Source organism: Sphingomonas abietis, assembly GCF_027625475.1.
Taxonomy (GTDB): Bacteria; Pseudomonadota; Alphaproteobacteria; order Sphingomonadales; family Sphingomonadaceae; genus Solisphingomonas; species Solisphingomonas abietis.
In genome coordinates this window covers 100,565-119,545 of sequence record NZ_CP115174.1, presented here as the reverse complement: position 1 = coordinate 119,545, position 18,981 = coordinate 100,565, and the positions used below count along the sequence as shown (strand labels likewise).

Sequence of the window (18,981 nt, the reverse complement as noted above, 5' to 3'; positions counted from 1 at the left end):
TCAGCGCGTGATCGGCTGGAGCGGCACCCCGATCGTCTCGCGCACCACATAGATCGGGCGGTGCTTGGTCTCGACCAGGATGCGCCCGACATATTCGCCGAGCACGCCGAGCGACAGCAGCTGCACGCCGCCGAAGAACAGGATCGCCACCATCAGCGACGGATAGCCCGGCACGTCGCCGCCATGGACGAAGGTGCGGATCACCAGATAGGCGGCGTAGAACAGGGTGCCGACCGCGACCAGGCCGCCGAGATAGCTCCACACCCGCAGCGGCAGCGTCGATCCCGAGGTGATGCCGTCGAGCGCCAGCGTCCACAATTTCCAATAGTTGAACTTGGTGGTGCCCAGTTCGCGCTCGGCCCGGTTATATTCCACCGCCGTCTGGCGGAAGCCGGCCCAGGCGAACAGCCCCTTCATGAAGCGGTTGCGCTCCGGCATCATCCGGATGACGTCCACCACCTTGCGATCGAGCAGGCGGAAATCACCGGCATGTTCGGGAATCTTGTCCGCCGAGAGATAATTGTGCGCGCGATAATAGAGGTCGGCGGTCAGCCGCTTGGGCAGGCTGTCGCTCTCCCGGTTGCGGCGCACGCCGTAGACGACGTCGAAGCCTTCCCGCCAGCGCGCGACCATCGTGGCGATCACCTCGGGCGGATCCTGCAGATCGACGTCGAGCGGGATCACCGCCTTGCCGGCGGCATGATCGAGCCCGGCGGACAACGCCGCCTCCTTGCCGAAATTGCGCGACAGCGAGATGCAGCGAATGCGCGGATCGGCGCGGTTCTCGGCGGCGATGGCGGCCAATGTCGCATCGCGGCTGCCGTCATCGACGAACAATATTTCCCAGCCTTCGGGCTCGCCGAGTCCCTCGAGCACGACGGAGACGCGCTGCACGAAGGAGGCGATCGCTTCCTCCTCGTCTTTCACGGGCACGAGGACGGTCACCAGCGGAGAGGGAGCAATCATGATGCGTCCTTACGCCGGTTCGCCGTCAATCGAAAACCCACTTCCGGTTGAGCCAGAACAGGATCGCGGGGGTGACGCAGAACATCGGCACGGACGGCCAGTGCGGCGAGAGATGCAGCGCCTGGGTGAACAGCCACACCCAGAAGCTGTTGACCCCGAAACCGACCACGCCGTTGGTGACGACGAAGCGGAAGATTGCCTTGATCTCGCTCTCGCGCTCGCCATGCCCATCGAAGGTGAAGCGGCTGTGGATGGTGTAGCCGACCACCATCGCCGCCATCGTCGCCAGCGTATTGGCGATCAGCGGCGGGCGATGCCCCGCCCCGATCAGGACATTGTAGATCACGATCTGGAACAGGGTGACGCCGACGCCGACCACGCCGTAGCGGAGCAGCTGCACGACGAGCGCGCGATGGCCGTGGTCGAGCCCGGTCCAAAGTCTTACCAATCCGTCACGCACCTGCGCACCCCTTGCTCCCACCCGTCCAGCGACTAGAGCGAGGGATACTAAATCTCAAATCCTTATCGGACATGAAGCCCCGCATGACGGACGTGATCTCTGATTCCCGCATGGAACGCCTCGAACGCTGGGCCGAAGATCTGATCGATCGTCGCTGGAAGCTCGTCACCTTCGGTTTCTGGGTGGTGGTCGCGATCGTCCTGCTCGTCCAGAAGGCGAATGCGATCCACTGGCTCGCGCTCTCCGATACCGACGACAATATGCGCTTCGACCAGGTGCGCGACTGGCTGGCCGGCCAGGGCTGGTACGATCTGCGCCAGTATCGGATGAACCCGCCGGGCGGCTTCTCGATCCACTGGTCGCGGCTGGTCGATCTGCCGCTGGCCGGGCTGATCCTGCTGTTCCAGCCGATCGTCGGCACCCAGTTGGCCTATCGCTGGGCCTGCGCGGTCGCGCCGATGCTGCCGATGCTGCTGGCGATGCTGATGAGCGCGCTGACGGTGCGCCGCCTGATCGGGCCCCGCGCCTATGTGCTGGGTCTGCCGCTGCTGCTGTGCGCGGGCTACACGATGGGCATGTGGTCGCCGCTGCGGATCGACCATCATGGCTGGCAGCTCGCCTTCCTGATGACGACGGTCGCCGGGCTGACCGAGCCGGACAAGCGCAAATCCGGCATCATCATCGCCCTCTCCTCGGCACTGTCGCTCGCGATCGGGCTGGAGATGCTGCCCTACGTCGCCTTCGCCGGCGCCGCCGTGGCGCTGCACTGGGCGTGGGACGCCGCCGAGACGCCGCGCATCCGCAGCTATGGCGCCAGCCTCGCCGTCGCGACGATCCTGTGCTTCCTCGTCTTCGCCTCCAACGACAATTGGCATCCGGTCTGCGATGTGCTGTCGCCGGTGTGGATGACGACCGTGGCATCGGCGGCGGTGCTGCTGCTCGCGATCTCGTTCGTGCCCGCGCCCCATCGGGCGATCAGGCTGCTGCTCGTGATCGTCGCGGGCGGCATCGCGGGCGCGATCTACGTGATCGGTTTCCCGCAATGCTTTGGGCACCGGCTGGAAGGCATCCCGCCCGAGGCCGACAGGCTGTGGCTGAGCCACGTCAGCGAGGCGCGGCCGATCTACATGCACCCGATCGGCACCTTCGTGGATATCGCCGCGATGCCGTTCGTCGGCTCGATCGGCGCGCTGGTCGCGATGATCCGCCGCTGGGGCACGCGCGCCGCCGCCGAATGGGCGCCCGTCACCCTGTTCACCCTGTTCGCGACGGCGCTGCTGTTCTGGCAGATCCGCACCGCGCCGAGCGCCGAGATGCTCGCCGTGTCGGGCGCGGCCTATATCGCGCTGTGGGGCTTCGTGCAGCTGCGGCGGAGCTCATCGGTGCTGGTGCGGGTGATCGGCCCCGTCGCCGCCTTCCTGATCGCGTCCGGGCTGCTGTTCACCGTTGGGCTCGATCGCGTGCCCGATCGGTTCAGCAAGCTCAAGGTCGCCAATCTCTGGGCCATCGCCAGCGGCCGCGAGGCATGGCCGGCCGCGCCCAAGCCGGGCGGCAAGCCCAAGCCCGATCTCACCAGCCTCGCCAATCGCCGCTGCATGACGATCCCGTCGCTCGCACCGATCGGCAAGCTGCCCCCCGCGCTGTTCTTCACGATGATCGACAATGGGCCGCGCCTGATCACGCTCACCCATCACAGCGCGGTCGGCGGCCCTTATCACCGCAACTGGCGGGCGATCCTCGATATCGAACATGCCTTCCGCGGCACGCCGGACCAGGCCCATGCGATCATCGACGCGCACCACGCGCAATATCTGCTGCTGTGCCCGCACATGTCCGAGGCGACGATCTATCAGGCCGAGGCGCCGGCGGGCTTCTACGCCAAGCTGCAAAGCGGCTGGACGCCGAACTGGCTGGCCCGCCAGCCGCTCCCGGCCAATTCGCCCTATCAGCTGTGGAAGGTGGTCGGCTGATCGAGCCGGCGGCCTGTTTGATCAGGCGAAGGAGGCGCGCAGCCCGTCGATGACGAACTGCGCCGCCAGCGCCGCCAGCAGCACGCCGAGCAGGCGGGTGATCACCGCCTCCACCTTGTAGCCGAGGAAGCGCATCAGCGGCCCGGCGGTGAGCAAGGCGCCCATCATGATCGCCAGGTTGGCGGCCAGCGCCGCCAGCACGATGACATGCGCCGACAGGCCATGCGCGCGCTGCATCATCAGCATGGCCGATGCGATCGACCCCGGCCCGGCGATCATCGGCATCGCCATCGGGAAGATCGAGATATCGTCATATTGCTCGGGATGCGCGGCAATGTCCTCGGCACGGGTCTCGCGGCGTTGCTGGCGCTTCTCGAACACCATTTCCAGCGCGATCAGGAACAGCATGATGCCGCCGGCGATGCGGAAGGCGTCGAGGCTGATGCCGAGCGTCTTGAGCAGCGGCTCGCCGAGCAGCGCGAAGGCGAGCAGGATCAGGGCCGCGACGATGGTCGAGCGCACCGCCATCTGGGTGCGGTGCGCCATGTCGGTGCCGCGCGTCAGCCCCGCGAAGATCGGCGCGCAGCCGGGCGGATCGATCACCACGAAGAAGGTGACGAACGCCGAGAGGAAGAGCGCGATCAGATCGAGCCCTTTCCGAGCGCGACGCCTTCGCGGCGATAGGCCGAGACCAATGTGTTGCGCAGCAGCACTGCGATCGTCATCGGCCCGACCCCGCCCGGCACCGGCGTGATCGCGCCGGCGACCTCCACCGCTTCGGCGAAATCGACATCGCCGACCAGCCTGGTGCCGCCTTCGCCCCCGTCGGTGCGGTTGTCGATGCGGTTGATGCCGACGTCGATCACGGTGGCGCCCGGCTTGATCCAGTCGCCCTTGATCATCTCCGGCCGGCCGACCGCCGCGACGAGGATGTCGGCGCGGCGGCAGACGCCCGGCAGATCCTGCGTCCGCGAATGCGCGATCGTGACGGTGCAGCTCTTGGCGAGCAGCAGCTGCGCCATCGGCTTGCCGACGATGTTGGAACGACCGACCACCACCGCGTTCAGCCCCGACAGATCGCCGAGGCGATCCTCCAGCAGCATGATGCAGCCGAGCGGCGTGCAGGGCACGAAGCCCTCCTGCCCGACCCCCAGCCGACCGACATTGACGACGTGGAAGCCATCGACGTCCTTGTCCGGATCGATCGTGGCGATCACCACCTGCTCGTCGATATGCTTCGGGAGCGGCAGCTGGACGAGGATGCCGTCCACCGTCGGATCGGCGTTGAGCGTCCCGATCAGCGCCAGCAGATCGTCCTGCGTCGTGTCCGCCGGCAGCCTGTGGGTGGTGCTGACCATGCCCGCCGCCTCGGTCGCCTTGCCCTTGGAGCGGACATAGACCTGGCTCGCCGCATCCTCGCCGACGATCACCACCGTCAGCCCGGGCCTGCGCCCCGCCGCCGCCTCGAAGGCCGGCACCAGCGCCGCCACCTTCTCGCGCAGCGTGGCGGCGAAGGCCTTGCCGTCGATGATCGCGGCCGTCACGCGGTCGCGCCGATCAGCGAGGCGAAGATGTTGGGCAGCAGGATGCGCTGGAGGATGATCACGATCAGCAGCACCACCATCGGCGAGAAATCGAGCCCGCCGAAATCGGGCAGGATGCGGCGGATCGGCCGGTACAGCGGCGCGGTGATGCGATCGAGCGCATAGAGGAACTGGCGCACGAAATCGTTGCGCATGTTGATCACGTTGAAGGCGATCAGCCACGAGGCGATCGCCTGGATCATGATGATGTAGAACAGCACCGTCAGGAGGAGCTGGAGGATCTGGTAGATCGAATACATTCGCGTTCCCTCAGGAGCCTGTTCGTTGCTTCTAGCCGAGTGGTCCGTCGCTTTCCATCAGGACCGGAATCTGGCCGTCAGGACAGCGTTTCCGCGGCCCTTACCAGCGTGCCTGCCCCCTGGCGGGTAAAGATTTCGAGCAGCAGCGCATGGGGGATGCGCCCGTCGAGGATGACGGCGGCGTCCACCCCGGCCTCGATCGCATGGACGCAGGTTTCCATCTTGGGGATCATGCCCCCCGAGATGGTGCCGTCCGCCTTCAGCCGCTCGACATCGCCGGGCACGAGATCGGAGAGCAACTGCTTGTCCTTGTCGAGCACGCCCGCCACGTCGGTCAGCAGGAACAGCCGCGCCGCCTTCAGCGCCCCCGCGATCGCGCCGGCCATCGTGTCCGCATTGATGTTGTAGGTGTGGCCGTCCGCCCCGATCCCGATCGGCGCCACCACCGGGATAAAGCCCGAGGCCGACAGCGTATCGAGGATGGTACGATCGACATGCTTGGGCTCGCCGACGAAGCCGAGATCGACATGCCGTTCGATGCCCTGGAGCTTGTCCGGCTCCGAACGGCCGACCTTCTCGGCAACGACCAGCCGCGCATCCTTGCCCGACAGGCCGACCGCCTTGCCGCCGGCCTGGCCGATCCAGCCGACGATTTCCTTATTGATCGATCCGGCCAGCACCATCTCGGCGATCTGCGCGGTTTCCGCATCGGTCACGCGCAGGCCGTCGACGAAGCGCGATTCGACGCCCAGCCGCTTCAGCATCGATCCGATCTGCGGGCCGCCGCCATGCACCACCACCGGGTTGATGCCGACCATCTTGAGCAGCACGATGTCGGAGGCGAAGCTGCGCGCCATGTCCGGATCGCCCATCGCGTGGCCGCCATATTTGACCACGAAGGTCTGCCCGGCATAGCGCTGGAGATAGGGCAGCGCCTCGGTGAGCGTCTCCGCCTTGGCAAGCATGGCGGGATCGGGAAGGAGATCGGGCAATGTCATGCCCGCGCCATAGCGTTGCCGGGGCCGGATCGGTAGCCCGGAATCGTCAGACGCGGCGCGCATCCAGCCAGCGCCCGAACGCGACCAGCCCGGTGATCAGCCACGGCACCAGGATGATCGACAGCAACACCTTGGTCATCATCTGGCCGACCATCAGCCCGAGGATCGGTCGCTCGCCGAGGAAGGAGATGGTGATGAACAGCAGGGTGTCGATGATCTGGCTGACGACGCTGGCGATCATCCCGCGCAGCCACAGCAGCTTGCCGCCACCGCGCGACAGCTTCGCAAAGATCAGCACGTTGAGCGTCTGCGAGGTGCCGTAGGAGATGAACCCCGCCAGCATCATCCGCGCGCCCTGCCCGACCACGATCGGGAAGGCGGCAACGGCCGGCGGATACATGCCCTTGTCGGTCGGCAGCAGCAGCACGATCTGGATCAGCAGCGCGGCGGCGAACATCGGCACGAAGCCCAGCCGCACCAGCAAGGTCGCGGTGCGCTGCCCGTAAAGCTCGGCGACGCTGCTGCCGAGCGCGACCAGCATCAGGAAGGCGAAGATCCCCGCCTCGACCGCGAGCGGCCCGAACAGCGGCAGCGATCCGAGCGCGACCTGCTTCACCCCGAGCACGCCCGCCATGCAGACCATGCCGCCATAGAAGAGCGAGAAGACGAAGAGGGTGCGGGGAATGGCGGGCGCCGCCGCCGGTGCAGAAGACATGTACCCTGCTATCCGCTTTCACCGCGCACGAAAAGGCCGGACGCACGACATGGGTGCGCCCGGCCTTTCCCTCCCCCGGGAGGGCGTCAGATACTGTCGCGGTCGACCTTCGGCGCGACCGGCTTCACCGGCAGCACGGCCGGCGTCGCGACCGGCGGCGCCTTGGCCGCGGGGGCGACGGTCGGGGTCAGGCCTTGCGACCTGCCCTGCATCGCCGATCCGCAATCACCGGACGCGGTGCGCGTCACCTGCGGCGCCCTGCCGTCACCCAGCGACACGGTGCGGATGCTCTGGCTGCACGCGCCGTTGCCGCCCGAGGTGGAGATCATCGTGAAGCTGGAGGTCGCGCCGGCCGGCGCGCCCGCGAGCGCCGTCTGCCGGAGCTGCTCGGGCGTCATCTGCTGCATCATCGCGGCCTGCCGCATCAGGCCGGACATCTGCGCGTCCATCTGCGCCGAGATGCGATCCATCATCGCGAACGGCGAATCATCGGCGCCGAAGGCGGCGAGCATCGGATCGGCCGCGACCGGATGCAGCACGACATGCGGGGCGACGTCGCCGGTGTAGCGCACCTGCTCGACGCTGCCGTCGGGCAGGTGGACGAGCAGGGTGTGGACGGGCTGGCGATCGGCGGCGGCAACCGCGGTCACGCCTGCGATCGCGGCGGCGATACTGGTGACGAGAAGTGTTCGGCTCAGTCGCATCGGAACTTTTCCTTCGGAATCAGGGACGGATGCAGTCGCCATCCTGCGTCCGGCACCTGAACGTCCGTTGAATGGAGGCTGGTCGGGCGGGCCGGCCCGTGTATGGTCGCAGCCAGTGTGTTCCAGGGATATCCGCCCACCGATGACGAAGATCCTGACCGGCCTTGCCGGTATTGCCGTGATCCTGCTGATCGCCTTCGCCTTCTCGGCCGATCGCCGGGCGATCCGCCTGCGCGTGGTCGGCGCCGCCTTCGCCGTCCAGGCCGCGATCGCGGTGCTGGTGCTCTACGTGCCATGGGGCCGCACCGTGCTCGAATGGCTGTCCGGCGGCGTCTCGGACCTGCTCGGCTATGCCAATGCCGGCACCCAGTTCCTGTTCGGCAAGTTCGCGAGCGATCCGCTCGGCCAGATGTTCGCGATCCAGGCGCTGCCGGTGATCATCTTCTTCGCGGCGCTGGTCTCGATCCTCTACCATGTCGGGATCATGCAGCTGATCGTGAAGTGGATCGGCGGCGGGATCGAGAAGGTGATCGGCATCTCCAAGGTCGAATCGCTGTGCGCCGCCGCCAACATCTTCGTCGGCCAGAGCGAATCGCCGCTCGTCATCCGGCCCTATCTCGCCAGCCTCACCCAGCCGCAGGTGTTCGCGGTGATGACCAGCGGAATGGCGGGCGTCGCCGGCACGATCCTCGCCGCTTATGCCTCGATGGGAATCAAGATCGACTATCTGCTCGCCGCGAGCTTCATGTCGGCGCCGGGCGGCCTGCTGATGGCCAAGATGATCATGCCCGATCCGCTGTCCGCCCCGCCGAGCGACGCGGATGCCGAGCCGGTCATCATCGCCGAGGCGACCCATGACGAGGAGAAGCCCGCCAACATCATCATGGCGGCCGCGCAGGGCGCACAGACCGGGGTGCGGCTCGCCGTCGCGGTCGGCGCGATGGTGCTGGCGTTCGTGGCGCTGGTGGCGCTCGCCAACGGCCTGCTGACCGGCTTCGGCCACTGGTTCGGGATCGACGATCTCACCTTCCAGCGCATCCTCGGCTATGCCTTCGCGCCGCTGATGTACCTGCTCAACGTGCCGTGGCACGAGGCGGGAATCGCCGGCGGCCTGTTCGGCGAGAAGATCGTGCTCAACGAGTTCGTCGCCTATATCTCGCTCGGCAAGGACAGCACGCTGTCGCCGCATACGGTGGCGGTGGTGACCTTTGCCCTATGCGGTTTCGCCAACTTCTCCTCGATCGCGATCCAGATGGCGGTGACCGGCAACCTCGCCCCCAACCAGCGCCCGACCATCGCCAAGCTCGGCCTGCGCGCTTTGCTCGCCGGCAGCCTCGCCAACCTGATGTCGGCGGCATTTGCGGGCCTGCTGCTGCCGGTATGACGACGGCGCTCGCCTTCACCAAAGGCGCCGGCAGGAGCGATTCATTGCTCATCACCCGCGCCGACGGCGGCAGCGAGCGGATCGAATGCCCCAAGCAGCGGATCATCCCGCGCGACATGATCGATCTCTACCGCGTCACCTGCGCCGCGCGGCATTGCCCGCCGCTCCCGCTCGACGAAACCGCGATCACCACGATCCGCGCCGAGTTCGCCCGGCTGACCCATGCCTGGGAGGCGGTGCCCGTTGGCGGGACGCTGACGCTGGCCATGGGCTAGGACGGATCGCCGGTTCGGCGCCGGCGCAATCCGTCCCCCCAGTCAGACTCAGCCCTTGAGGCGGGTGTTGCAGGCGCTCCAATATTGCGGCCATTTCTGACCGGCCGGGATCTTGCCGGCGGCCTTGTCCGCGCTCCATTGCTGGCCGCATTTGCGCTGGCGATCGTGCATCGCCACCATCGCCGGGCTCTGCGCGCCGGGCAGATGCGATGCCGGCTTGGCGGCCGCGACGGGCTTCACCGCAGCCACGGGCCTCGCCGCCGCAACGGGGGCCGCCACTACCGGAGCCGCCACCTGGCCGCCACGGCATTGCGCGAGGAACTGCGCCCAGTTCTTGCCGCCCAGCGTGTTGGCCGCCTTGGCCGCCTGATATTTGGCGCCGCATTCCTTCATGATGTCGTTGGCGGCGTGCGCGGGCACCGCCATCCAGAATCCCGTTGCCAGCACGGCAGCACTTGCGAACCACTTGGTCATGCCCGTCCCTCCTGATCGTCAAGCGCGGAGCCTAACACGAACATCGGCCGATGCCAGCGGCTTGCGGATCAGCGCATCGCGGCGCGGATCTTCGCGGCCACCGCCGCCAGTTCCTTGGGGTCGGCAGGCGCCTGCCCGTAGGAGGTCTTCGCCAGCGGTACGCCGGCATATTGCGGCGTCACATGCATGTGGAAGTGGAACACGGTCTGCCCCGCCACCTCGCCGCTATTCTGGCGGATGAAGATGCCGTCGGGATGGAGCGCGCGCGCCTGCGCCCTGGCCAGCCGCTGCGTCACCTGGATGAGATGCGCCAGCACGGCGGGCGGGATATCCATCATGTTGCGATAGGGCCGCTTCGGGATCACCAGCAGATCGCCGGTCGAGAGCGGATGGATGTTCATGAAGGCGAACGCCTGCCGGTCCTCATAGACCTTGGTGGCCGGCAGCTCCCCGCGCAGGATCCGCGCGAAGGCATTATGGTCGTCATAGCCGCCGAACAGGCCGGTGGCGGACCCCGGCGTCGTGCCGGGCGCGACCTCGGCCATGGCCGGGCCAAGAGCCGGACCAAGGGCGAGCAGCGCGAGCAGGGCGACAGCGGCGCGGCTCATCGCGTCGGCACCGGCTCGGCGCCGTGATAATCGTAGAAGCCGCGCTTGGTCTTGCGGCCGAGCCAGCCGGCCTCGACATATTTGACCAGCAGCGGCGCCGGCCGGAACTTGGGATCGCCGGTGCCGGCATGGAGCACCCGGCAAATCTCCAGGCAGGTATCGAGGCCGATGAAATCGGCGAGCGTCAGCGGCCCCATCGGATGGTTGAGGCCAAGGCTCACCGCCGTATCGATGTCGCGGACATTGGCGACGCCCTCGCCGAGCGCGAAGATCGCCTCGTTGAGCATCGGCATCAGCACGCGGTTGACGATGAAGCCGGGTGCGTCGTTGGCGTGGACGACCTCCTTGCCGAGCTGCCGCGCGAACGCCTCGACCCGATCGACCGTCTCCTGCGAGGTCGCCAGGCCGCGGATCAGCTCGATCGGCTTCATCACCGGCACCGGGTTGAAGAAGTGGACGCCCATGAACCGGCCGGCATCGGGCGCCGCCTGGGCCAGCCGCGTGATCGGGATCGACGAGGTGTTGGTGGCGAGGATCGCATCGCCGCCCATCTTCGCACCCACCTCGGCGAAGATCGCGCGCTTGATCTCCTCGCGTTCGGTCGCTGCCTCGATCACGATGATGGCGTCGCCGAAAGCGCTATAATCCCCGACCGTCTCGATCCGGCCGAGCGCGGCATCGGCATCGACCGCCGTCGCCTTGCCCTTCTCCACCGCCGAGCCGAGCCGCTTGGCGATGCCCATCTTGCCCTTTTCGGCGAGCGTCACGTCGCGATCGGAGAGCAGCACGCGATAGCCGGCCTGCGCCGCCACCTGCACGATGCCGGCGCCCATCTGCCCCGCGCCAATAACCCCTATCGTTTCCATGCCATCCTCCATCCGAATCGCTTGCCAGCCCGCCTAGCCGGGTTCGATCGCGAAGGACAGACGATCAGGGTGCCGCCGGCGTCGGCCGTGCCTCGGCGAGCAGGAGGGCGAAATTCTGCTGCGGATCGGTCCATTCGGCGACCGTCGTCCAGCCGCCCGCCGCCAGGGTCTGGCGTGCGCTGCGCGGGCCATATTTATGGCTGTTCTCGGTATGGATGGTCTCGCCGGCCGCCATCGCGAAGCGGCAGCCGGAGACGGTGAAGGCGATATCGCGGGTCGCCTCCAGGTGCATCTCGATCCGCGCCTCGCCGTCGTTCCAGATCGCCCGGTGGCGGAAGGCGTCGACGGGAATATCGCCGTCCAGTTCGCGATTGATGCGGTGGAGCAGGTTGAGGTTGAACGCCGCCGTCACGCCTTGCGCATCGTCATAGGCGGGGACGAGGACGTCCTCGCCTTTCACCCGATCCATGCCGATCAGCAGCATCGCGCCTTCGCCCAGCGTGGTCGCCATCGCCCGCAGCAGATCGACCGCCGCGACCGCCGCGAGATTGCCGATCGTCGAGCCCGGGAAGAAGCCGAGGCGCGGCGCACCGCCGATCGCCGCCGGCAGGCGGATCGGGCGGGTGAAATCGGCCTCCACCGGATGCACCGGCAGTCCGGCAAAGCGCTGGCCGAGCGCGGCGGCGGATTCGCGCAGGAAGTCGCCCGAGATATCGATCGGCACATAGGCGGCGGGCTCCACTGCGGCGAGCAGCAGCGGCGTCTTGGCCGACGATCCCGAGCCGAACTCCACCACTGCCCGGCCGGTGCCGGCGAGCCGCGCGACATCGGGCGCATGCGCCGCGAGCAGCGCGCGCTCGGTGCGGGTGGGATAATATTCGGGAAGCCCGGTGATCTGCTCGAACAGCTCCGAGCCGCGCCGATCGTAGAACCAGCGCGCCGGGATCGCCTTGCGCGCCGTCGCGAGTCCCGCGAGAACGTCGGCGCGGAAGGCGGGGTCGACGCCCGGCGTGGCGGCGTCGCTCCGCTCCATCTCCAGCAGCATGGTCACAGATCCTTTGCCAGGCGCACGCCGGTGAACTGCCAGCGCTGATGGGGGTAGAAGAAGTTGCGGTAGCTCGCCCGCGCATGGCCGCGCGGCGTGGCACAGCTGCCGCCGCGCAGCACGAACTGGCCGGACATGAACTTGCCATTATATTCGCCGACCGCACCCTCGGCCGCGCGGAAGCCCGGATAGGGCAGATAGGCCGACTGGGTCCATTCCCAGACATCGCCGAACATCTGGCGAAGGCCGCTGCCCGGCGTCGGCGGAAGCGGACGGACGGCCTGCGCCGTATCGAGAAAGGCGCCGTCGGTCGGGTCGTGCGCCTGCGCGGCGCTTTCCCATTCGGCTTCGGTCGGCAGTCTTGCGCCGGCCCAATGGGCATAGGCGTCCGCCTCATAATAGCTGACATGACGGACGGGGGCAGCCAGGTCCATCGGGTGCTGGCCGTCGAGCCCGAACCGCTCGGTCCAGCCGCCATCCTCGCCCCGGCGCCAATAGGCCGGCGCCTCGATCCCGTTTTCGCGCACCCACGCCCAGCCATCGGACAGCCAGTGCGAGGCGGTGGTATAACCGCCGCCGTCGATAAAGGCGCGCCATTCGCCATTGGTGATCACCCGATCGGCCAATGCATGGGGCGCCAGCCAGACGCTGTGGCGCGGCCCTTCGCAATCGAAGGCGAACCCCTCGCCGTCATGCCCGATCTCGACCCGGCCGCTCCGCCCCGCGATCCAGCGGATCGGATCAGGCGCCGTGCCGAACCGGCGCGGCGGCGCCGGCCAGACGGCGGGCGCGAGCGGGTTCTGCGCGAACAGGTGCAGGATATCGGTGAGCAGCAATTCCTGATGCTGCTCCTCATGATGGCAGCCCAGCTCGACCAGATCGCGCGCCGCCTGCGGCAAATCGGCCCAGGCCTCCTCCAGCGCGCGCTCGACATGGGCGCGATAGGCCCGGGCCTCGTCCAGCGAGGGGCGGGTCAGCAAACCGCGCGACGGCCGTGCCATCCGCGCGCCCTCGGCCTCATAATAGCTGTTGAACAGGAACGGCCAGCGCGCGTCGAAGATATCGTAGCCCGGCACATGATCGCGCAGCACGAAGGTCTCGAAGAACCAGGTGGTGTGCGCCAGATGCCATTTCGCCGGCGAGGCATCGGGCATCGACTGGGCGGTGGCGTCGGCATCCGACAGATTGGCCGCCAGCGCCAGCGACAGGGCACGAACCCGCTGAAATCGTTCGAGCGCTTCACCATCATCGGGCGCGTCGCGCGTCGACACGATCGCGCCAGCTCGTGCTGCCATGAAAAACGACTCCCCGTATGGAACGCGGTCAACGACTTCGCCGCCGGATAGGTTGCGCTTCCGCCGGCAATTTCAAGGAGTCCGCCGCCGACAGGCTCAGCCCGCCCGAGTCGCCCCCGGCGCCCAGAGAACGTCCTGCGCGCCGGCGCCGTTGATCACCCGGCAGAGCGTGAACAGATGATCCGACAACCGGTTGAGATAATGCAACGCCAAGGGATTGAGCGAGCGCGTCGCCGCCGCGAGCACCGCCGCCCGCTCCGCCCGCCGCACGATCGCGCGGGCGAGATGGAGATGCGCGGCGGCCGGTTCGCCACCGGGCAGGATGAAGCTCGTGAGCGGCGCCAGCGTCGCGTTCATGGCGTCGATCTCGCGCTCCAGCCGGTCGATCTGGCCGGGCACGATCCGCAACGCCATGTCGGTGGCCACGAAATCCTCGCCCGGCGTGGCGAGATCGGCGCCGAGATCGAACAGCTCGTTCTGCACCCGGCCGAGCATCGCCGCCGCCTCGCTTGCGGCCGGAAGATGGAGGAGCGCGACGCCGATCGCCGAGTTCGCCTCGTCGACCTCGCCGATCGCGGCGATGCGCGGATCATGCTTGGGGGCGCGCGATCCGTCGACGAGGCCGGTCTCGCCGCCATCGCCGGTGCGCGTGTAGATCTTGTTGAGCTTGACCATCAGATGCCCTCAATGCCCGTGCGGATGCGCCAAAAGCAGGAACAGCACGGCCGCGATCACCGCCAGCGCCTGGAACTGGATGCGCCGCCACATCATCCGGTTCTGCCGCAGGCTCGACGGGCTTGGCCCGGCGGAAGGATCGCCGCGCAATTCCTCGCTTTTGGTACGCAGGAACATCACGATCCCGCGCATGAGCGCAACCAGCGCCGCCAAGGCGAACAGCAGGACGATGATCGCAAGGACGGTCTGCATCGGCCGATGCTAGGCCTGCACGACGCCGAAGCCAACCGGCGTCCGCCCCTCCCGCAGCGCCGCCGCCAGCAGGCCCGGCGCCTGCCCGGCCGCCCGCATATCGGCGAGGCTCGGCGCACCATGGCGCTTGGCGAGTCGCTGGCCGTCGGCGCCGGTCAGCAGCGGATGGTGATGGTAACGCGGCGTCGCCAGGCCGAGCAGCGCCTGGAGCAGGCGGTGGACATGGGTCGCCTCGAACAGATCGACCCCGCGCACGATATCGGTGACGCCCTGCGCCGCATCGTCCACGGTGACGGCAAGATGATAGGATATCGGCGCATCCTTGCGTGCCAGCACCACGTCGCCCTGCGCCGCCGGCATCGCCACGACGGTGCCGGCGGATTGATCGTGCCACGTCAGCGGCCCCGCCATTGCGACCGCGCGCGCCATGTCGATCCGCCAGCCATGGGCTTCCCCCGCCATGCGCGCCGCGCGCGCCGCCGCGCCCAGCCCGCGACAGGTGCCGGGATAAAGTGCGCCCGCCGGCCCATGGGGCGCAGAGGCGCTCGCCGCGATCTCGGCGCGGGTGCAGAAGCAGGGATAGACCAGCCCGTCCGCCTTCAGCCGGTCGAGCGCCGCCGCATACACGGGCAGGCGCGCCGATTGCCGGATCGGATCGCTGTCCCAGCCCAATCCGAGCCATGCCAGATCCTCCGCGATGCCGGCGACATGCTCCTCCCGGGTCCGGCCCGGATCGATATCCTCGATCCGGAGCAGGAAGCGTCCGCCGCGGTGCCGCGAGAAATCATGCGCCTGGATCGCCGAGAAGGCGTGGCCGAGATGCAGCCGCCCCGTCGGACTCGGCGCGAAGCGGGTGACGATCGGCGCAATGGTCGAATCAGAGGGAAAAATCATCGAACCGGCCCTTGACCGCGAGTCGCGAGTGATGTGTCATGCACCCGTCACCATGATCGGGCATCCGACATGGCAACGAAGACGACGACGCTGCCTTACCGGCATCGCGTCCTGAGTGCGACAGGGCTGGAGGCCGGACGGGCAACGCCGCGCGACGCGGAGGTCCCTGCCGTTCCATGTACCATCCCGATCTCATCCGGCATCCCGATATTGCCCAACATCCCGATCTCGCCCGGCATCCCGATGGCTGCCCGACATTGGTGCTCAACGCGGATTATACGCCGCTCAGCTATTATCCGCTGTCGCTATGGCCGTGGCAGACCGCGATCAAGGCGGTGTTCCTGGAGCGCGTCGACATCGTCTCGCATTACGAACGCGAGGTGCATTCGCCGAGCTTCTCGATGAAGCTGCCCTCGGTGATCGCGCTGCGCCAGTTCGTGAAGCCCTCGGCCTATCCGGCCTTCACCCGCTTCAACCTGTTCCTGCGCGACGGGTTCGAGTGCCAATATTGCGGCGAGCGGCACGATCTCACCTTCGATCACGTCATCCCGCGCGCGCAAGGCGGCCGGACGACGTGGGAGAATGTCTCCACCGCCTGCTCGCCCTGCAATCTGCGCAAGGGCGGGCGGACGCCCAGGCAGGCCCATATGAAGCTCACCCACGAACCGATGCGCCCGACGAGCTGGGAATTGCAGGAGAATGGCCGCCGCTTCCCCCCCAATTATCTCCACGATAGCTGGCGGGACTGGCTCTATTGGGATGTGCCGCTGGAGGCCTGATGCGGGTAACAAACAAATAGTATACGACATCATTGGTGAAACGAAGCATTGACGGCGGGGCTGGTGCGTTGCAGCAACCGCGCATGGCCAGCGCATCCCCCCCGATCACGCAGAACCCCGATGTCCGTTTCCTCGGGCGATTGCTCGGCGATGTGATCCGCTCCTATGGCGGCGACGCGCTGTTCCGGCGGATCGAATATATCCGCTCGGTTTCGGTGGATCGGGCGCGCGGGATTGCCGGTGCCGAGGCCATCGATGCCGGGCTGGATGCGCTCGGCCTCGATGACACGCTCGCCTTCGTGCGCGGCTTCATGCTGTTCTCGATGCTCGCCAATCTCGCCGAGGATCGACAGGGCGTCACCGCCGAACCCGATGCCGACATGGCGCACGCGCTCGCCCGGCTCGAGCATCAGGGCATCGACAAGGCGCGCATCCTCGCCATGCTCGAGCGGGCTCTGGTCGTGCCGGTGCTGACCGCACACCCGACCGAGGTTCGCCGCAAGAGCGTGATCGACCACCGCAACCGCATCGCCGAGCTGATGCAGCTCAAGGATGGCGGCGCGGAGGAGACCGAGGACGGCGATCTGGTCGAAGAGGCGATCATCCGCCAGATCGCGCTGCTCTGGCAGACCCGCGCGCTCCGCCGCGAGCGGCTCTATGTGGCCGACGAGATCGACACCGCCTTGGCCTATCTGCGCGACGTGCTGCTGCCGACCCTGCCGGCGCTCTATGCGCGCTGGGATCGCGCGCTGGGTGCGCGGACGCCGAGCTTCCTGCGGCTGGGCAACTGGATCGGCGGCGATCGCGACGGCAATCCCAATGTCCAGGCCGATCAGTTGCGGCTGGTGCTGGCACGATCGGCCGAAGCGGTGCTCGGCTCCTATCTCGATGCGATCCACGGGCTCGGCGCCGAGCTTTCGATCTCGACCGAACTGGCCCCCGTCGACCAGCAATTGGGCGCACTCGCCGATGATGCCCACGATCCCGGCCGCAACCGCAGCGACGAGCCCTATCGGCGCGCCCTGACCGGCATCTATGCCCGCCTCGCCGCCACCTTCGCGGCGATCGTCGGCCATGCCCCGCCGCGCCCGGCACGGGTGAAGGCGGCCGCCTATGCCGATCCGGCGGCATTGCGCCACGATCTTTCCACCCTTGCCCGTGCGCTGGCCGACAGCGGCGGCGACACGCTGAAGAGCGGCGGCGCACTCGGCCGGCTGATCCGGGCGATCGATATCTTCGGCTTCCATCTCGCCGCGCTCGACCTGCGACAGAATGCCGACGTCCATGAACGGGTGGTCGCCGAACTGCTCAAGGTGGCCGGCGTCGAAGCCGATTATCTGGCGCTCGACGAGGCGGCACGCATCGCGCTGCTGCGCAGCGAACTCGCCCATGCCCGGCCGCTGTCCAGCGGCTGGGGCGATTATTCGGAGGAGACCCAGTCCGAACTCGGCATCCTGCGGGCGGCGGCCGAAGCCCATCGCCTCTATGGCCCGGCGTGCATCGGCATCTACAACATCTCGAAATCCGAAAGCGTGTCGGACATGCTGGAGGTCCACACCCTGCTCAAGGAGGTCGGCCTGTACCGGCCCGCCGCGAGCGAGGGCGAAGCGCCGGAGGCCGCGATCATGGCGGTGCCGCTGTTCGAGACGATCGGCGATCTCGAAAATGCGCCGGCGGTGATGGCCGACTGGTTCGCGCTGCCCGAGATCGCGGCGCTGTCGAAGGCGCGCGGCCATCAGGAGGTGATGGTCGGCTATTCGGATTCGAACAAGGATGGCGGCTATCTGACCTCGGTCTGGTCGCTTCACCAGGCCTCGCGCGCGCTGGCGCCGGTGTTCGACAAGGCCGGCGTCGCCATGCAGCTGTTCCACGGCCGGGGCGGTGCGGTCGGGCGCGGCGGCGGCTCGTCCTTCGCCGCGATCCAGGCGCAGCCGCCGGGCACCGTCAACGGCCGCATCCGCATCACCGAACAGGGCGAGGTGATCGCCGCCAAATATGGCACGCGGGAAAGCGCCGCGATCAACCTGGAAGCGATGGCGTCCGCCACCTTGCTCGCCAGTCTCGAAAAGCCCAAGCTTTCGAACAAGGACTATGATCGCTTCGCCACCGCCATGGCCTCCATCTCCGAAACCGCGTTCGGGGCCTATCGCGATCTGGTCTATGGCGACGACGCCTTCCGCACCTTCTTCCGCCAGATCACGCCGCTGACCGAGATTGCCGGCCTCAAGATCGGCTCGCGGCCCGCCAGCCGCACCAAATCCGATCGCATCGAGGATCTGCGCGCGATCCCCTGGGTGTTCAGCTGGGCCCAGGCGCGGATCATGCTGCCGGGCTGGTATGGCGTCGGCCAGGGGCTGTCCGGCTTCGGCGACATGGGCCTGCTGCGCGAGATGCTGGAGGCCTGGCCGTTCCTCGCCGCGACGCTCGCCAACATGGAGATGGTGCTGGCGAAATCGGACATGAAGATCGCCGCTTATTATCTCCCGCTGGTCGAGGACAAGGCGATGGGGGATCGCTTCTTCGGCCGCATCCGCGACGGCTGGAACCAGGCGCAGGACTGCCTGCTCGCCGTCACCCGCCAGACCCGGCTGCTGGAGAAGCATCAGGCGCTCGACACCTCGATCCGGCTGCGCCTGCCCTATATCGAGCCGCTCAACCTGCTCCAGGTCGAGCTGCTCAAGCGCCACCGCGCGGGCGAGGAAGACCCCCGCATCAAGGAGGGCATCGAGCTGTCGATCAACGCCATCGCCACGGCGTTGCGCAACAGTGGTTGATCGG

Annotated in this window: 21 protein-coding genes; 5 read left to right on the top strand and 16 right to left on the bottom strand. The window is 67.7% G+C overall.

Annotation, left to right across the window (positions count from 1 at the left end; translation table 11 throughout):
• Nucleotides 1-966: a glycosyltransferase family 2 protein gene (locus tag PBT88_RS00635; protein WP_270077337.1), complete on the bottom strand. Its 966-nt coding sequence runs from the start codon at nt 964-966 to the stop codon at nt 1-3.
• 25 nt (nt 967-991) lie between these two features.
• On the bottom strand, nt 992-1,426 hold the full coding sequence (locus tag PBT88_RS00630; RefSeq protein ID WP_270077336.1) for a GtrA family protein: 435 nt from the start codon (nt 1,424-1,426) through the stop codon (nt 992-994).
• Nucleotides 1,427-1,536: 110 nt separating this feature from the next.
• Here PBT88_RS00630 and PBT88_RS00625 point away from each other — a divergent pair, with 110 nt between their 5' ends.
• Nucleotides 1,537-3,396 (top strand): AcrB/AcrD/AcrF family protein, encoded by a 1,860-nt coding sequence (locus tag PBT88_RS00625; RefSeq protein ID WP_270077335.1) that lies wholly within the window; start codon nt 1,537-1,539, stop codon nt 3,394-3,396.
• 21 nt (nt 3,397-3,417) lie between these two features.
• Here the strand turns inward: PBT88_RS00625 and PBT88_RS00620 are convergent, their stop codons facing one another.
• The 6 genes from PBT88_RS00620 to PBT88_RS00595 all read right to left on the bottom strand — a co-directional run bounded on the left by PBT88_RS00620 (nt 3,418) and on the right by PBT88_RS00595 (nt 7,656).
• Nucleotides 3,418-4,041 carry a MarC family protein gene (locus PBT88_RS00620; RefSeq protein WP_270079129.1) on the bottom strand — a complete coding sequence of 208 codons (624 nt, stop codon included), beginning with the start codon at nt 4,039-4,041 and terminating at the stop codon, nt 3,418-3,420.
• The gene (gene folD, locus PBT88_RS00615) at nt 4,038-4,940 is read right to left on the bottom strand and encodes a bifunctional methylenetetrahydrofolate dehydrogenase/methenyltetrahydrofolate cyclohydrolase FolD (protein WP_270077334.1); all 903 of its coding nucleotides are present in this window, start codon (nt 4,938-4,940) and stop codon (nt 4,038-4,040) included. The genes PBT88_RS00620 and folD overlap by 4 nt, the downstream gene beginning before the upstream one ends.
• Nucleotides 4,937-5,239 carry a YggT family protein gene (locus PBT88_RS00610; protein ID WP_270077333.1) on the bottom strand — a complete coding sequence of 101 codons (303 nt, stop codon included), beginning with the start codon at nt 5,237-5,239 and terminating at the stop codon, nt 4,937-4,939. Before PBT88_RS00610 ends, folD begins: the two co-directional genes overlap by 4 nt.
• Nucleotides 5,240-5,316: 77 nt before the next feature.
• Entirely contained in the window at nt 5,317-6,237 is a 921-nt protein-coding gene (argB, locus tag PBT88_RS00605; RefSeq protein WP_270077332.1) for an acetylglutamate kinase, read from the bottom strand.
• Nucleotides 6,238-6,283: 46 nt separating this feature from the next.
• Complete coding sequence (locus PBT88_RS00600) at nt 6,284-6,952, bottom strand: queuosine precursor transporter (RefSeq protein WP_270077331.1); 669 nt, start codon at nt 6,950-6,952, stop codon at nt 6,284-6,286.
• 86 nt (nt 6,953-7,038) lie between these two features.
• Entirely contained in the window at nt 7,039-7,656 is a 618-nt protein-coding gene (locus PBT88_RS00595) for a hypothetical protein (protein WP_270077330.1), read from the bottom strand.
• Between the two features lie 142 nt (nt 7,657-7,798).
• Between PBT88_RS00595 and PBT88_RS00590 the strand changes: the two genes are divergently transcribed.
• Both PBT88_RS00590 and PBT88_RS00585 read left to right on the top strand, forming a co-directional pair.
• A complete protein-coding gene (locus PBT88_RS00590) occupies nt 7,799-9,040 on the top strand; it encodes a NupC/NupG family nucleoside CNT transporter (RefSeq protein ID WP_270077329.1) in 1,242 nt (413 codons plus the stop codon).
• On the top strand, nt 9,037-9,315 hold the full coding sequence (locus tag PBT88_RS00585; RefSeq protein WP_270077328.1) for a hypothetical protein: 279 nt from the start codon (nt 9,037-9,039) through the stop codon (nt 9,313-9,315). Before PBT88_RS00590 ends, PBT88_RS00585 begins: the two co-directional genes overlap by 4 nt.
• Before the next feature lie 48 nt (nt 9,316-9,363).
• Here the strand turns inward: PBT88_RS00585 and PBT88_RS00580 are convergent, their stop codons facing one another.
• The 8 genes from PBT88_RS00580 to gluQRS all read right to left on the bottom strand — a co-directional run bounded on the left by PBT88_RS00580 (nt 9,364) and on the right by gluQRS (nt 15,424).
• Nucleotides 9,364-9,789 carry a hypothetical protein gene (locus PBT88_RS00580; protein WP_270077327.1) on the bottom strand — a complete coding sequence of 142 codons (426 nt, stop codon included), beginning with the start codon at nt 9,787-9,789 and terminating at the stop codon, nt 9,364-9,366.
• Between the two features lie 68 nt (nt 9,790-9,857).
• Complete coding sequence (locus PBT88_RS00575) at nt 9,858-10,397, bottom strand: HIT family protein (RefSeq protein WP_270077326.1); 540 nt, start codon at nt 10,395-10,397, stop codon at nt 9,858-9,860.
• Nucleotides 10,394-11,263 carry a 3-hydroxyacyl-CoA dehydrogenase NAD-binding domain-containing protein gene (locus tag PBT88_RS00570; RefSeq protein WP_270077325.1) on the bottom strand — a complete coding sequence of 290 codons (870 nt, stop codon included), beginning with the start codon at nt 11,261-11,263 and terminating at the stop codon, nt 10,394-10,396. Before PBT88_RS00570 ends, PBT88_RS00575 begins: the two co-directional genes overlap by 4 nt.
• 64 nt (nt 11,264-11,327) lie before the next feature.
• Nucleotides 11,328-12,308: an L-histidine N(alpha)-methyltransferase gene (gene egtD / locus PBT88_RS00565; protein ID WP_270077324.1), complete on the bottom strand. Its 981-nt coding sequence runs from the start codon at nt 12,306-12,308 to the stop codon at nt 11,328-11,330.
• A 2-nt stretch (nt 12,309-12,310) separates the two neighbouring features.
• Nucleotides 12,311-13,603: an ergothioneine biosynthesis protein EgtB gene (egtB, locus tag PBT88_RS00560; RefSeq protein WP_270077323.1), complete on the bottom strand. Its 1,293-nt coding sequence runs from the start codon at nt 13,601-13,603 to the stop codon at nt 12,311-12,313.
• A gap of 96 nt (nt 13,604-13,699) precedes the next feature.
• Nucleotides 13,700-14,278 (bottom strand): cob(I)yrinic acid a,c-diamide adenosyltransferase, encoded by a 579-nt coding sequence (locus PBT88_RS00555; protein WP_270077322.1) that lies wholly within the window; start codon nt 14,276-14,278, stop codon nt 13,700-13,702.
• A gap of 9 nt (nt 14,279-14,287) precedes the next feature.
• On the bottom strand, nt 14,288-14,530 hold the full coding sequence (locus PBT88_RS00550; RefSeq protein WP_270077321.1) for an HIG1 domain-containing protein: 243 nt from the start codon (nt 14,528-14,530) through the stop codon (nt 14,288-14,290).
• Between the two features lie 9 nt (nt 14,531-14,539).
• Entirely contained in the window at nt 14,540-15,424 is an 885-nt protein-coding gene (gluQRS, locus tag PBT88_RS00545) for a tRNA glutamyl-Q(34) synthetase GluQRS (RefSeq protein WP_270077320.1), read from the bottom strand.
• 176 nt (nt 15,425-15,600) lie between these two features.
• Between gluQRS and PBT88_RS00540 the strand changes: the two genes are divergently transcribed.
• Both PBT88_RS00540 and ppc read left to right on the top strand, forming a co-directional pair.
• A complete protein-coding gene (locus tag PBT88_RS00540) occupies nt 15,601-16,203 on the top strand; it encodes an HNH endonuclease (RefSeq protein WP_270077319.1) in 603 nt (200 codons plus the stop codon).
• Nucleotides 16,204-16,286: 83 nt separating this feature from the next.
• Nucleotides 16,287-18,977: a phosphoenolpyruvate carboxylase gene (ppc, locus tag PBT88_RS00535; protein ID WP_270077318.1), complete on the top strand. Its 2,691-nt coding sequence runs from the start codon at nt 16,287-16,289 to the stop codon at nt 18,975-18,977.
• Nucleotides 18,978-18,981: the final 4 nt, after the last annotated feature.